Here is a 13535-nt window from a genome sequence, read left to right as displayed (position 1 = left end):
CCCGCCATGCCCTCGCAGCCGCCCGCCCCGCCGAGGGCCCCCGGCCCGCAGCCTGTGTCCACGGACGGGTGGCGGCACTCGCCCGTACCCGCGGGCCAGAGCCTCGTCGCCGACGGGCCCGTGCACCTCGCCGGAGCGCAGGTGCCGATCGGACCCGGGCCGCGGGTCGCCGACGCGCGGGCCGCCGCGGTGAAGGCGCCGCCCGCCGAATCGGGCCTCGCCGGATCCTGGTCCCGCTCCAAACCCGCCGTGAACGGCTCGCACGAACCGGTCGTCCCCGCGCCCGCCCCGGCCGAGGGCGCGGCCTGGCGGCCCTGGCGGTTCCGCATGTCGAACGACGTGTGGGGCACGCCCGCGGTGGCGGGCGACCTCGTCTACGTCACGTCGTTCGAGGTGCACGTCCTGGACGTGGCCACCGGGCGGCGCCGCTTCAAGACCCGCGACGTCGCCTGGTCCATGGCCGTCGCCGACGGCTGCATCCACGCCTCCGACGGCCCCACCCTGTGGGCGCTCGACGCCCGCGACGGCGGCGACCTGTGGCGGATCCAGACCGACGCCTGGGTGTACGCGCTGCAGGCCGGCGGCGGCATCGTCGTCACCGCCACCCGTGGCGGCGGCGTCCAGGCCCGCGAGGCCGTCAGCGGCGACCTCCAGTGGGAGATCACCGGCTGCCAGACCGACTTCGAGGCAGCGGAGGCCGGACCCGTCGTGCACGACGGCACGGTCTACGTATGGCAGGACGCACGCCTTCGCGCCCTCGACGCCCGTACGGGTGACGAGCGCTGGTCGTACCCGATCGGCGACGCGGCCTCCTGCGGCGGCGTCCCGATGCGCCTCACGCCCGCGTCCGACGGGCATGTGTACGTCGCCGCGGGCACCCGCGTCCTCGCCATCGACGCCGCCTCGGGCCACGTCCGCTGGCACTTCGAGGCACCCGCCGTGTTCCTCAGCCCGCCCGCGTTCGCCCCGGGAGCCGCGGTCACCGGCGGTGGCGTCTACCTCGTCGACCACCACGGCACCGTGTACGCGCTCGACGCCACGGACGGCCGGGACCGCTGGCGCATCGCGACCGAGGCCCGGCCCTCGTCGGTCGACCCGCTCCTGGTCGCGCAGGGCCATGTGCACGTCGGCAGCGGCCAGGGGCTGTACACCCTGGACGCCGTGACCGGCACCCCGAAGTGGCGCTTCCAGGCCGGCGGCGAGATCGTCGGGGCGCCCGTGGTGGCGGACGGGCGGATCCACTTCGGCTCCTCGGACCACCTGCTCTACACCCTGAAGGCCGACGACGGACGCCTGCGCTGGAAGCTCGCCACGGGCGGCGAGATCACGGGCACACCGGTCGTCAGGGACGGCGTCGTCTACGCGTGCAGCAAGGACCGCTGCGTGTACGCGCTCGACGCGGAGAAGGGGACGGGGACCAGCCGCTGAGCGGGCCCCGTCGCCCCTTTGCCGGGAACCCGGTGGCGCGGGGCCGCTGTTGGGTAGTGTGCCCCGCGTGATGACACGGGGAATCAAACTCACGGCAGTAGCCATCGTGGTCGTTCTGGCCCTGACCGGGTTCACGACCGGCAAGGGGAAGAGCAAGAGCCGCAGCCACAGCAGTGGCGGCTGCAACAGCTCCTCGCAGCTGCACGACGGCTCCCGCTCCTAGCGCGTCCGAAAACCGCCCTGCGTACGGGAGTTGAAGAGGTCGGCCTGCCGTTCCGGCGGCAGGTTGCCCAGCTTGATCAGGTCGGGCGCCCGCGCGAAGGCGTGCGAGCGAGTGGCCTCCTTCGCGGCCCACAGCGCCTTCACCGTGCCCTGTACGGCCTCCGTCGGATGGCCCGCGATGACCGTCGCACAGCGCAGCGCGGCCTCCAACGCACCACCGGGCGGTGTGAGTTCGGAGACCAGGCCCACCTCGTGGGCCCGCCGGGCCGACATCCGCTCCGCGGCACCCATCAGCGCGAGCCGGGCCACCTCGCCCGGCGGCATCCGGTGCGCCAGGTAGATCGACTCGAAGGCGTTGACCATGCCGTACGTGGTGTGCGGGTCGAAGAACGTCGCCGTCTCGTCCGCGACCACGAACTCCGATTCACCGATCAGGTAGAACGCCCCGCCGCAGGCCATGCCGTTGACCGCGGCGATCACCGGTTTCCACAGGTCGTTGGCCTTCGGGCCGACCGTGGGCAGCGGATCGTCCGCCGAGTACGGGGAGTCCGGCTGCGGCACGTCCCACCCGCGGTCGATGCCCGTACAGAACGCCCGGTCGCCCGCCCCGGTCAGCACGACCGCCCGCACGGCGTCGTCGAAGCGGAAGCCCCGCCAGGTGGCGGCGAGTTGGGCGACGGTGTCCTGGTCGAGGGCGTTGTGGCGGCGCGGGCGGTCGAGGGTGACGGTGGCGACGCCCGTGGCCTTGTCGATCTCCGTGCGTACGGTCATGAGCGCTCCAGTACCCAGCGCGGCACCGTCACCCCGTCGACCTCCGTGAACGCCACCTGCACCCGCGCGCCGATCTTGATGCGGTCCGGGTCGACGGAGTTGAGCGGGGCGTCGGGGGCGGAGACCAGATTGCCGACGAGGCGGATCCGGGGCGCCTCGGCCAGTTCGACGACGATCGCGTTGTACGGGGCCTGGGCGGCGTACGCCGGAAGCAGCGGCGGGTGGGGGATGACGTAGGACCAGACGCGTCCGCGGCCGCTCATCCTGCGCCATTCGCTGTCGAAGGACTGGCAGTGCGGGCAGCAGGGGCGGGGCGGGAACCGGAGTTCACCGCAGTCCGGGTTGGCGCAGGCCTGTATCCGCAGCTCGCCGCTCGCCGCGTACTCCCAGAAGGGGGCGCCGTCGTCGTCGGGGGTGGGGGTGAGGAGTTGGGAGGTCGTCGTCGCGTCTGCCATGAGCTGTCCTTCGGTCAAGAGGTGTTGCGGACTCGGGGCTCCGCCCCGGACCCCGCTGCTCAATCGCCGCAGGGGCTTGATCGGGTCGACTCAGGCGCGCAGCAAGAGCGCCGAGGTCGGCACCCCCTCGCCCGCCGTCACCAGGCAGGTCTCCGCGTCCGGGACCTGCGCCGTGCTGACCCCCCGTAGCTGCTTCACGCCCTCGTTGATGAGGTTGAAGCCGTGGACGTACGCCTCCGAGAGGCCGCCGCCGCCCGTGTTGATGGGCAGGCGCCCGCCGATCTCAAGCGCGCCGCCCTCGGTGAACGCCGCGCCCTCGCCGCGCCCGCAGAACCCGTACCCCTCCAGGGAGAGCGGGATGAGCGGGGTGAACGCGTCGTAGATCTGCGCGACGTCGACGTCCTCGGGGGTGACGTCCGCGTTCTTCCACAGGTGGCGGGCCGCCGTCCACGCGGGCCCGGTCAGCGGGTCGTCGTTCCAGTAGTTGACCATGCCGTGGTGCTGCGCGGGCAGGCCCTGCGCCGCCGAGTGCACGTAGACCGGCTTCTGCCGGCAGTCGCGGGCCCGCTCGGCGGAGACGATGACGCAGGCCAGTGCCCCGTCCGTCTCCAGGCAGTTGTCGAAGAGGCAGAGCGGCTCGCTGATCCAGCGTGAGGTCATATAGCTGTCGCGGGTCATGGGGCGCTCGTACATCATCGCGGCCGGGTTCTGGTTCGCCCTGTTCCGGCAGGCGAGCGCGACATTGAACAGGTGGTCCCGCGTCGCGCCGTACTCGTGCATGTAGCGGCGGGCCAGCATCCCGATCTCGTCGGCCGGGCGGAGCAGGCCGAACGGCCGCGTCCACTGGGCGGGCGTGGGGAGTTGGACGGCCGTGTTCTTCCATGGGCGCGGCCCCGAGCCGCGCTTGCGGGAGCGCCACGCGATGCCGACGCTCGCCTGTCCCGTGGCGATCGCCGCGACGAGGTGGGCGACCGTCGCACACGAACCGCCGCCCCCGTAGCCGACCTTGGAGAAGAAGGTGACGTCGCCGGCCCCGATGGACTTGGCCACCTCGACCTCGTCCGTCTCCTCCATCGTGTAAGAGGCGAAGGCGTCGACCTCGGACGGGGATATCCCCGCGTCGTCGAGCGCGTCGATGATCGCCCGGCATGCCAACGTCTTCTCGGATTCCGGGAGTTGCTTCGCGAAGGCCGTCTGTCCGATACCGACGATGGCCGTCGCGTCCTTGAGTCCCGCCATGGGCACACCCCCACTTGTTCCGTCTGCCGCCTGGTTCGCTCTGCTGACAGCGCGTCAGGCTACAGCTAATCTGACGGATAGTCAGCTACGGCGTTGTGGGAGGTCGCTCGATGCGTACGGATGGCGAGTGGGGAACGGTCCCGGAGCTGGTACGGGACGCTGCCGAACGGTACGGCGAGCGCGAGGCCGTGGTCGAGGGCCGCAGCCGGATCTCGTACGCGGAACTCGGCGAACGCGTCGAGCGGGCCGCGGCGGCGTGCATGGCGGCGGGCGTCCGGGCGGGGGACCGGATCGCGGTCTGGGCGCCGAACACCCTGGACTGGATCGTCTCGGCGCTCGGAGCGGTGAGCGCGGGAGCCGTCCTCGTACCGCTCAACACCCGCTTCAAGGGCGGCGAGGCCGCCGACATCCTGGCCCGCTCACGGGCCCGCCTGTTGTTCGTCACGGGCACCTTCCTCGGCACCTCGTACGTGGCCTCGCTGCGCCGCGCACAGGAGGCCGGGGCCGAACTGCCCGCCCTGGAGCAGGTGGTGGTGTTCGGCGACGGGGCCCCCGACGCCCCCGGCTACCGGAGCTGGAAGGAGTTCCTGGCCGCCGGCGACAAGGTCACGGCCGCCGAGGTCCGCGAACGCTCCGCCGCCGTGGACGCCTCGGCGCCCTCGGACATCATCTTCACGTCCGGCACGACAGGACGCCCCAAGGGCGCCGTCATCACCCACGCCCAGACCCTGCGCGGCTACGAGATCTGGGCGGACCTCGCGGGCCTGCGCGAGGGCGACCGCTATCTGATCGTGAACCCGTTCTTCCACACGTTCGGCTACAAGGCGGGAGTCCTCGCCTGCCTGATGCGGGGCGCGACGATGGTGCCGCAGCCCGTCTTCAACGTGGACACGGCCCTCGCCAACATCGCGTCCGAGCGCATCTCGGTCCTGCCGGGCCCGCCCACCCTCCACCAGTCCCTCCTCGACCACCCCTCGCGCGACTCCCACGACCTGTCGGCGCTGCGGCTCGTCGTGACGGGCGCCGCGGTGGTCCCCCTGCGGCTCGTGGAACGGCTGCGCGGCGAGCTGAACGTGGCCACGGTCCTCACCGCGTACGGACTCTCCGAGGCCAGCGGCATCGCCACGATGTGCCGCCGCGGCGACCCGGCGGAGGTGATCGCCGAAACGTCGGGACGGGCGATACCCGGCACGGAGGTCCGGGTCGAGTCGTCCGCCCCCGGGGAGCCGGGCGAGGTCCTCGTCCGCGGCTTCAACGTCATGCGCGAGTACTTCGAGGACCCCGCCGCCACGGCCGAGACCATCACCCCGGACGGCTGGCTGCGGACCGGCGACGTCGGGATCATGGACGCGGCCGGCAACCTCCGGATCACCGACCGCATCAAGGACATGTTCATCGCCGGCGGCTTCAACGCCTACCCGGCCGAGATAGAGCAACTCCTCGGCCTGCACCCGGCGGTGGCCGACGTCGCGGTCGTCGGCGTCCCGGACGGCCGCCTCGGCGAGGTCGGCAAGGCGTACGTGGTGCGCAGGCCCGGCGGCACCCTCACCGAGGACGACCTCATCGCCTGGGCCCGCCGCGAGATGGCGAACTACAAGGTCCCCAGGTCGGTCGAGTTCGTGACGGACCTGCCGCGCAACGCCTCCGGCAAGGTGGTCAAGGGCGAGCTGCGGACCACCCGCGGCTGAGTCCGGCCGCTGCCCGCCGCGGCGTCAGCGTGCGACGAACTGCGTCAGGATCGCCTGCACCTCGTAGATGTCGACCCCCTTGGTGAAGGTCTTCTCGATCGGCACCGAGTTCCCCGAAATCCAGATCTTGAGTTCGGCGTCCAGATCGAAGTGACCGGCCGTCTCCACGGCGAAGTGGGAGATGCTGCGGTACGGCACCGAGTGGTACTCGACCTTCTTGCCCGTCATCCCCTGCTTGTCGATGAGGATCATGCGCCGGTCCGTCAGCAGGATCGCGTCCCGTATCAACTGATAGGCGCCGTATATCTGCTCACCCTGGCCGAGCAGCCGCCCGTAGTCCTGCGCCGCCTTGGCCGGGTCGATCGGATGCGCGTTGCCGAACAGTGCCATGGGGTCCCCCGCTTTGTCGTCGTGCCGCGTGCGTCGTTCAGAGAACGGGTGCGTGCGCGCGAGGGTTCCCGGCCGGCCGGGTGTCAGGTGTTACCAGCTGATGGCGTCGTCCATCGACTGCTGCCAGTACGTGACCTTCAGCGAGTCGTCGATGTGGAGGCCTTCGGCGGGCAGCGACGGGCGGGCCGGGGTGAGGTCCTCGCTGCCGGCGCGGCTGGAGAAGTGGACGGTCAGGGACTTCTCCGTGTGGCCGTGCGCGCCGCTGCCGTCGGCGGCCGACAGGAGCACGGAGGCGTAGCCGGACTCACCGGGCTTGAGCGTGACGACGGCCTGCGGCTTGGTGCCCTCGTCGACCGGGGGCACGGACTGGGCCTCACCGAACTGAACGGCCGGGTAGCCGTACAGGTAGCAGGTGTTGCCGCCGGTGTTGGTGACCGTGAGCAGCATGTGGTTGAGGGGGCGGGTCAGCGGGGCCGCGACGGTCTTGGTGTTGGAGCCCTGGCAGGTGACCGTCCTGCCGGAGGACGCGGGGGTCTTCGACGCGGGGGCGTTCGCGGCGGGCTTCGAAGCGGCGGGCGCGGGGTCCTCGCTCGCGTCCGGCTCCTGCGAGGCCGGAGCGTCGGTGGCGGAGGACGAGGTCATGGGAGAACCCTTCGACGCGCCTTCGTCGTTGACTCCCGTTCCGTCGTTGCACGCGGTCAGGGAGAGCGCGGCGAGGGCGACGGTCGCGGCGGCGGTGAGGAGACGGGTGCGGGAGGTGCGCTGAGCAGTCATCGGTCGGGCCCCTTCGGTGGTGCGGTGGGTGTGGTGCTTGGATGACCGGAGCTTGTGGGGTGATCCGTCCCAGCCGCCACGTATGCCGGGGAGTTCGGGACGCTGGAACGCCGAAACGGGCTCTGACCTGGGGATATGACCGTCCCCTGGAACGCAGGACCGGGACAGGACCGGGACGCGGGGGATGGAGGAACGGGTGTCTGAGGACTCGGGGGACGGCTTCGCCGCGCTGCTGCGGGAGCTGAAGGACCGCTCGGGGCTGAGCTACGGGACGCTCGCCAAGCGGATGCACATGAGCACGTCGACGCTGCACCGCTACTGCAACGGTACGGCCGTGCCGAACGACTACGCCCCGGTGGAGCGCCTGGCCCGGCTCTGCAAGGCGACCCCCGACGAACTGGTGGAGCTGCACCGCCGGTGGATCCTGGCGGACGCGGGCCGGGGAAAGAAGACCTCTCAAGCCCCGCCGGCGATCGAGGCGCGGGGCCCGGGGCAGAGCCCCGAGACCTCAGCCACATCTCTCGGTGCCGCGTCGGCACACCCCCGTCGCCGCACCGCGCTGATCGCCTCCGCGGCGGCGGCCGTGGTCCTGGGGGCCGTGGTCCTCGCCGTGAACCTGCCCTCCGGCGGCACGGGCGGCGCGGGCGGCGACGGCGAACGGCAGGTGGCCCGCCCCGGCGTCACCACCTCCACGACCGGCACCGGCCGCCCCCACGCCGGAAAGTCGTCCGCCGCCCCCGCCACCCCTTCCCCGAGCGGCAGCGGCGGCGCCCGGGGCGGCAACCCGTCCGCCCCGGCGAAGAGCGGCGGGGCGAACGCGGCAGACCCCGGCGGCCGGGACGGCGGCGCCGCGCCGCTCAACGTCGCGACCCGCCCCTACGTCTACGACAGCCCGTGCAGCCAGCACTTCCTCGTCGACAGCGCACCCGAACAGGTCGGCCCGCCCGCGAGCGAGCAGGACGCGCCGCGCTGGGCCGCCGCGTACGGGGCGGTCTCCTCGGGCGAACAGCGCGTCGCCCTCACCGTTCAAGGAACCGGCAAGGAGACCGTCGTCCTGGAGGACCTGCACGTACGCGTCGCCGGCAAGGACGCCCCGCTCGCGTGGAACGACTACTCGATGGGCGTCGGCTGCGGCGGCAACGTGGGCACCAAGTCGTTCGACATCGACCTCGACAACGGCAGCCCCTCGGTCACCGTCAAGAACGGCCAGCGCGACTTTCCGTACAAGGTCAGCGAGTCCGACCCGGAGGTCTTCTACGTCACCGCGCACGCCAAGGCGCACGACGTCCGCTGGGACCTCACCCTCGACTGGTCGAGCGGCACCCGCCACGGCACCGTCCACGTCGACAACGACGGCACCCCGTTCCGTACGAGCGGAAACTCCGGCCGCCCCGGGTACGACTACCCGCTGGGCGGCAGCGAGTGGATCGAGCGCCAGGGCGGGTAGTCGAGCAGGGCAGCCGGGGCGGGTGTCAGAGCTTCTCGGGCGTGCGGATGCCGAGCAGCGCCATGCCGCGGTGCAGCGTCCGCGCCGTCAGGTCGCACAGGAAGAGGCGGTTCTCCACCTGCTCCGTCGAATCCGCCTTCAGGACCGGGCACTTGTCGTAGAACGACGTGTACAGCGAGGCCAGCTGGTACAGGTACGCGGCCAGCTTGTGCGGCGCGTACTCGGCGGCCGCCTCGAAGACCGTGTCCCCGAACGCGTCCAGGTGCAGACCCAACGCCCGCTCCGCCGGGGCGAGTTCGAGCTCCGCGTGCGCGGCCGGAGCCGTGGAACCCGCCTTGCGCAGGATCGACTGGATACGCGCGTACGCGTACTGGAGGTACACCGACGTGTCGCCGTTCAGCGACACCATCTGGTCCAGGTCGAACTTGTAGTCCCGGCTCGGCGACGTCGACAGGTCCGCGTACTTCACCGCGCCGATGCCGACCTGCGCGGCCCGCTCCTGGATCTCGTCCTCGGTGAGGTCCCGCGCCTTCTCCCGCACGACCTCGGCGGCACGCTGCACCGCCTCGTCGAGCAGGTCCTCCAGGCGCACCGTCTCACCCGCACGCGTCTTGAACGGCTTGCCGTCCGCGCCGAGCACCGTGCCGTACGCCATGTTGTGCGCACTCACCTCGTCGGACAGCCAGCCCGCGCGCCGCGCCGTCTCGAAGACCATCTTGAAGTGCAGCGACTGACGCACGTCCACGACGTACAGCAGCGACGTCGCGTCCAGGTCCGTCACACGGTTGCGGATCGCGGTGAGGTCGGACGCCGCGTAGCCGAAGCCACCGTCCGCCTTCTGCACGATCAGCGGGACCGGCTGGTCGTCCTTGCCCTTGATGTCGTCGAAGAACACGACGAGCGCGCCGTCCGAGCGGACCGCGACGCCCGTCTCCTCCAGGATGCGGGCCGTCTCCGGCATCCCGTCGTTGTACGCGGACTCGCCGACGATCTCGTCGTCCCGGATCTCCATGTCGAGCTTCTCGAAGACCGAGTAGAAGTAGACCTTCGACTCGTCGACGAACCGCTGCCACAGGTCCAGCGTCTCCTTGTCGCCGGACTGGAGCGCCACGACCCGCTTACGGGCCCGCTCCTTGAAGTCCTCGTCCGCGTCGAAGACCGCGCGCGAGGCCTTGTAGATCCGGTTCAGCGTCGACATGGCCTGCTCGCCGTCGGCGTCCGTACCGGCCGCCGGCAGCTCGTCCGGGTGCTCGATCACGTACTGGATGAGCATGCCGAACTGCGTGCCCCAGTCACCGATGTGGTGCCGGCCGATCGTCCGCTCGCCCGTGAAGTCGAGCATGCCGCGCAGCGCGTCACCGATCACGGCGGACCGCAGGTGACCGACGTGCATCTCCTTCGCCACGTTCGGCTGCGCGTAGTCGATGACCGTGACGCCCGGCTCCGGCTTCGTGGGCACACCGAGCCGGTCCGTGTCGGCGGCGCGCGCCGCGAGCGTCTCGGTGATCGCCCTGTCGGTGACCGTCACGTTCAGGAAACCGGGGCCCGAGACCTCGACGTCGGCGATCAGCCCACCGTTCGCGATCTTCTCGACGACCTGCGTGGCCAGCTCCCGCGGGTTCGCCTTCGCCTTCTTGGCGAGGGCCAGGATCCCGTTGGCCTGGTAGTCGGCCCGGTCGCTACGTCGCAGCAGCGGGTCCGCGCCGCCGGCCTCCGGCAGGGCGGAGGTCAGGGCGTCGGCGAGGCGTGCGTTGACGGAAGCGGTGATGGACGGGACCGGGGCCATGGGTAAGGGCTGCCGTTCTGGTCGGGGCTGGGTTGAAACAGTCCCGGCCAGTATCCCACGGGGCCGCAAAGCGATTTTTCGGCGCGTACCCGCCCCGCCGATACCCCGCTGATAACGCGTTTTTCCCCAGCAGCCAGTAGCTGGGACAATGGCAGCGCGCGGAAACCAGCCGCGCGTACCCGAAGCAGGAGAGAAGGACGAGCCGACAGTGGCCCAGAGCACCGGAGCGGAGACCCCAGAGAACGCGGACTGGGTCTCCCGATACGCGGACGATGTCATCGCCGAGTCCGAGCGGCGTGCTCCGGGCAAACCCGTTGTCGTCGCCTCCGGCCTCTCCCCGTCAGGACCGATCCACCTCGGCAACCTCCGCGAGGTCATGACCCCGCACCTGGTCGCCGACGAGATCCGCCGCCGCGGATACACCGTGCGACACCTCATCTCCTGGGACGACTACGACCGCTACCGCAAGGTCCCGGCCGGCGTCCCCGGCACCGACGAGTCCTGGGCCGAGCACATCGGCAAGCCGCTCACCTCCGTCCCGGCCCCCGCCGGATCGGAGTACCCGAACTGGGCGGAGCACTTCAAGGCCGCCATGGTCCAGGCCCTCGCCGACCTCGGCGTCGAGTTCGACGGCATCAGCCAGACCGAGCAGTACCAGGCCGGTACGTACCGCGAGCAGATCCTGCACGCGATGAAGCACCGCGGCGACATCGACGCGATCCTCGACCAGTACCGCACCAAGAAGGACCCCGCCAAGAAGCAGCAGAAGCCTCTCGACGAGGCCGAGCTGGAAGCGGCCGAGGGCTCCGGCGCCGCGTCCGAGGACGACGGCAGCGGCGGCGCGGGCGGCTACTACCCGTACAAGCCGTTCTGTGGCCAGTGCGGCAAGGACCTCACCACCGTCACGTCGTACGACGACGAGACCACCGAGCTGTCCTACACCTGCACGCTCGACGGCTTCACCGAGACGGTCCGCCTCTCCGAGTTCAACCGCGGCAAGCTGGTCTGGAAGGTCGACTGGCCGATGCGCTGGGCCTACGAAGGCGTCATCTTCGAGCCCTCCGGCGTCGACCACTCGTCCCCGGGCTCGTCGTTCCAGGTCGGCGGCCAGATCGTCGACCAGATCTTCGGCGGCAAGCAGCCCATCGGCCCGATGTACGCCTTCGTCGGCATCTCCGGCATGGCCAAGATGTCGTCGAGCAAGGGCGGGGTCCCGACCCCCGGCGACGCGCTCCAGATCATGGAGCCCCAGCTGCTGCGCTGGCTGTACGCCCGCCGCAGGCCCAACCAGTCGTTCAAGATCGCCTTCGACCAGGAGATCCAGCGGCTCTACGACGAGTGGGACAAGCTGAGCGCCAAGGTCGCCGACGGCACCGCGCTGCCCGCCGACGCCGCCGCGTACAGCCGCGCCGTCGGCGTCGCGGGACGCGAACTCCCGCGCACCCCGCGCCCGCTGCCGTACCGCACACTCGCCTCCGTCGCCGACGTCACCGCCGGGGACGAGGAGCAGACCCAGCGGATCCTCTCCGAGCTCGACCCGGCGAACCCGGTCACGGACCTGGACACCGTCCGCCCCCGGCTCGACAAGGCCGAGGCCTGGATCACCAAGTACGTACCCGCCGAGTCCCGCACCATCGTGCGCACCGAGCCCGACACCGAGGCGCTCGCCGCACTCGACGAGCAGGGCCGCGAGTCCATCCGCCTGCTCCTCGAAGGACTCGACGACCACTGGTCGCTCGACGGCCTGACCCACCACGTGTACGGCGTTCCCAAGGTGCAGGCCGGCTTCCCCGCCGACGCCACCGCCAAGGAACTCCCCGCCGAGATCAAGGTCGCCCAGCGCTCGTTCTTCGCGCTGCTCTACCACCTGCTCGTCGGCCGCGACACCGGGCCGCGACTGCCCACGCTGCTCCTCGCCGTCGGCGCGGACCGCGTGCGCAAGCTGCTCGGGGCGTAACGGGTCACCGGACACACGTGAGGGGCGGCACCGAACGGTGCCGCCCCTCACGCATGCCTCCAGGGCACTACGCCTCGCTCATCATGTCCTGCTCGAAGCGGACCGCGAACTGGTTCATGTACCGGCTCACGTCCTCCGAGGCCATCCGCTGCCCGTACTGCGCCTCCACGTTCGCCGCGAAGGCCTTCGGCGTCGGCAGCCCCTCACCCTCTATCGAGCCACGGAACACCACATACAGCTCGTCGTCCGTCGGCTCGATGTCCGGGACGCCCTCACCCATCGGCCGCGTCCCTCCCGCCCCGTTGGGCACCGGGAACTGCGGCTCCTGGAACTGCGGTTCCTGATACCGCGGTTCCTGATACCGCGGTTCCTGATACTGCGGTTCCGGCTCGGGCTCCGGGGCACGGGGAACCGGCACCGGCACCTGGGCCTGCGGCGACCGCTCCTCGTACCGGCCCTGGTGCTCCGGCTCCGGAACGGACACCGGCGGCTCGAAGTTCGGGTCGTAGTCGCCCCGGTACTCCTTCCGCGGCTGCCCGTTGAACGCCGGCGGGACATAGCCCACGTTCTCGGAGGGCGGCTCGGGCCGCGGCTGCGCCGACGTGAGCTGCGCCGACGTGAGCTGGGCCGGCGCCTCGCGCGGAACGGGCGCGACAGGCGGAGCCGGCGGCAGCAACTGCGGGTCGATGCCCGCCGCCGCGAGACCCTCCGGCGCGGTCTGCGCCAGCGGCACCCCGTACCGCGCGAGCCGCAACGGCATCAGCGACTCCACCGGAGCCTTCCGCCGCCACGCCCGCCCGAACCGCGAACGCAGCCGCGCCCGATAGACCAGCCGCTCCTGCTCCAACTTGATGACCTCGTCGTACGAACGCAGCTCCCACAGCTTCATCCGCCGCCACAACAAGAACGTAGGCAGCGGAGACAGCAGCCAGCGCGTGATCCGCACACCCTCCATGTGCTTGTCCGCGGTGATGTCCGCGATCCGCCCGATCGCGTGCCGGGCCGCCTCGACGGCCACCACGAACAGGATCGGGATCACCGCGTGCATGCCGGTACCCAGCGGATCCGGCCAGGCCGCCGCGCCGTTGAAGGCGATCGTGGCCGCCGTCAGCAGCCACGCCGTCTGACGCAGCAACGGGAACGGAATCCGGATCCACGTCAGCAGCAGATCAAGCGCCAGCAGCACACAAATACCGGCGTCGATACCGATCGGGAAGACGTACGAGAAGTTCCCGAAGCCCTTTTCCAGGGCCAACTCCCGCACAGCGGCGTACGAACCGGCGAAACCGATGGCGGCGATGACCACCGCCCCGGCGATGACCACCCCCACGAGTATCCGGTGCGTCCGTGTCAGCTTCAGTGGCGCGGCCACTCCACT

At 71.1% G+C, this 13535-nt stretch carries 12 protein-coding genes; 5 read left to right on the top strand and 7 right to left on the bottom strand.

The annotated features are described in order from the left end of the window. Positions 1 to 1428 (top strand): outer membrane protein assembly factor BamB family protein (locus tag OKJ99_RS30040; RefSeq protein WP_326021066.1); only part of this gene is annotated, 1428 nt, incomplete at its 5' end. A gap of 67 nt (positions 1429 to 1495) precedes the next feature. Continuing rightward, positions 1496 to 1651 (top strand): hypothetical protein, encoded by a 156-nt coding sequence (locus tag OKJ99_RS30035; protein ID WP_326021079.1) that lies wholly within the window; start codon positions 1496 to 1498, stop codon positions 1649 to 1651. Here OKJ99_RS30035 and OKJ99_RS30030 read toward each other — a convergent pair. The 3 genes from OKJ99_RS30030 to OKJ99_RS30020 all read right to left on the bottom strand — a co-directional run bounded on the left by OKJ99_RS30030 (position 1648) and on the right by OKJ99_RS30020 (position 4115). Beyond that, the gene (locus OKJ99_RS30030) at positions 1648 to 2421 is read right to left on the bottom strand and encodes an enoyl-CoA hydratase/isomerase family protein (RefSeq protein WP_326021065.1); all 774 of its coding nucleotides are present in this window, start codon (positions 2419 to 2421) and stop codon (positions 1648 to 1650) included. The genes OKJ99_RS30035 and OKJ99_RS30030 overlap by 4 nt on opposite strands. Beyond that, positions 2418 to 2876: a Zn-ribbon domain-containing OB-fold protein gene (locus OKJ99_RS30025; protein WP_326021064.1), complete on the bottom strand. Its 459-nt coding sequence runs from the start codon at positions 2874 to 2876 to the stop codon at positions 2418 to 2420. The genes OKJ99_RS30030 and OKJ99_RS30025 overlap by 4 nt, the downstream gene beginning before the upstream one ends. A 90-nt stretch (positions 2877 to 2966) precedes the next feature. Further along, positions 2967 to 4115, bottom strand: coding sequence for a lipid-transfer protein (locus tag OKJ99_RS30020; protein ID WP_326021063.1), 1149 nt, complete (start codon positions 4113 to 4115; stop codon positions 2967 to 2969). Positions 4116 to 4225: 110 nt separating this feature from the next. Between OKJ99_RS30020 and OKJ99_RS30015 the strand changes: the two genes are divergently transcribed. Next, positions 4226 to 5803, top strand: a complete 1578-nt coding sequence (locus tag OKJ99_RS30015; protein WP_326021062.1) for a FadD3 family acyl-CoA ligase — start codon at positions 4226 to 4228, stop codon at positions 5801 to 5803. 24 nt (positions 5804 to 5827) lie between these two features. Here the strand turns inward: OKJ99_RS30015 and OKJ99_RS30010 are convergent, their stop codons facing one another. Next, on the bottom strand, positions 5828 to 6193 hold the full coding sequence (locus OKJ99_RS30010; RefSeq protein ID WP_326021061.1) for a PH domain-containing protein: 366 nt from the start codon (positions 6191 to 6193) through the stop codon (positions 5828 to 5830). A gap of 90 nt (positions 6194 to 6283) precedes the next feature. Beyond that, positions 6284 to 6967, bottom strand: a complete 684-nt coding sequence (locus OKJ99_RS30005) for a DUF4232 domain-containing protein (RefSeq protein ID WP_326021060.1) — start codon at positions 6965 to 6967, stop codon at positions 6284 to 6286. Positions 6968 to 7151: 184 nt separating this feature from the next. On the opposite strand from OKJ99_RS30005, the gene OKJ99_RS30000 reads away from it, so the two are divergent. Further along, the gene (locus OKJ99_RS30000; RefSeq protein ID WP_326021059.1) at positions 7152 to 8414 is read left to right on the top strand and encodes a transcriptional regulator; all 1263 of its coding nucleotides are present in this window, start codon (positions 7152 to 7154) and stop codon (positions 8412 to 8414) included. 25 nt (positions 8415 to 8439) lie between these two features. Here OKJ99_RS30000 and argS read toward each other — a convergent pair whose 3' ends face one another. Continuing rightward, positions 8440 to 10200: an arginine--tRNA ligase gene (gene argS, locus OKJ99_RS29995; protein WP_326021058.1), complete on the bottom strand. Its 1761-nt coding sequence runs from the start codon at positions 10198 to 10200 to the stop codon at positions 8440 to 8442. Between the two features lie 148 nt (positions 10201 to 10348). Between argS and lysS the strand changes: the two genes are divergently transcribed. Then, positions 10349 to 12157, top strand: a complete 1809-nt coding sequence (gene lysS, locus OKJ99_RS29990) for a lysine--tRNA ligase (RefSeq protein WP_326021057.1) — start codon at positions 10349 to 10351, stop codon at positions 12155 to 12157. Positions 12158 to 12224: 67 nt separating this feature from the next. Here lysS and OKJ99_RS29985 read toward each other — a convergent pair whose 3' ends face one another. Then, positions 12225 to 13529, bottom strand: coding sequence for a DUF2637 domain-containing protein (locus OKJ99_RS29985; RefSeq protein WP_326021056.1), 1305 nt, complete (start codon positions 13527 to 13529; stop codon positions 12225 to 12227). Positions 13530 to 13535 lie beyond the last annotated feature (6 nt).

This window comes from Streptomyces endophyticus (assembly GCF_035798155.1).
Taxonomy (GTDB): Bacteria; Actinomycetota; Actinomycetes; order Streptomycetales; family Streptomycetaceae; genus Streptomyces; species Streptomyces endophyticus.
This window is presented reverse-complemented; position numbering and strand designations above follow the sequence as displayed.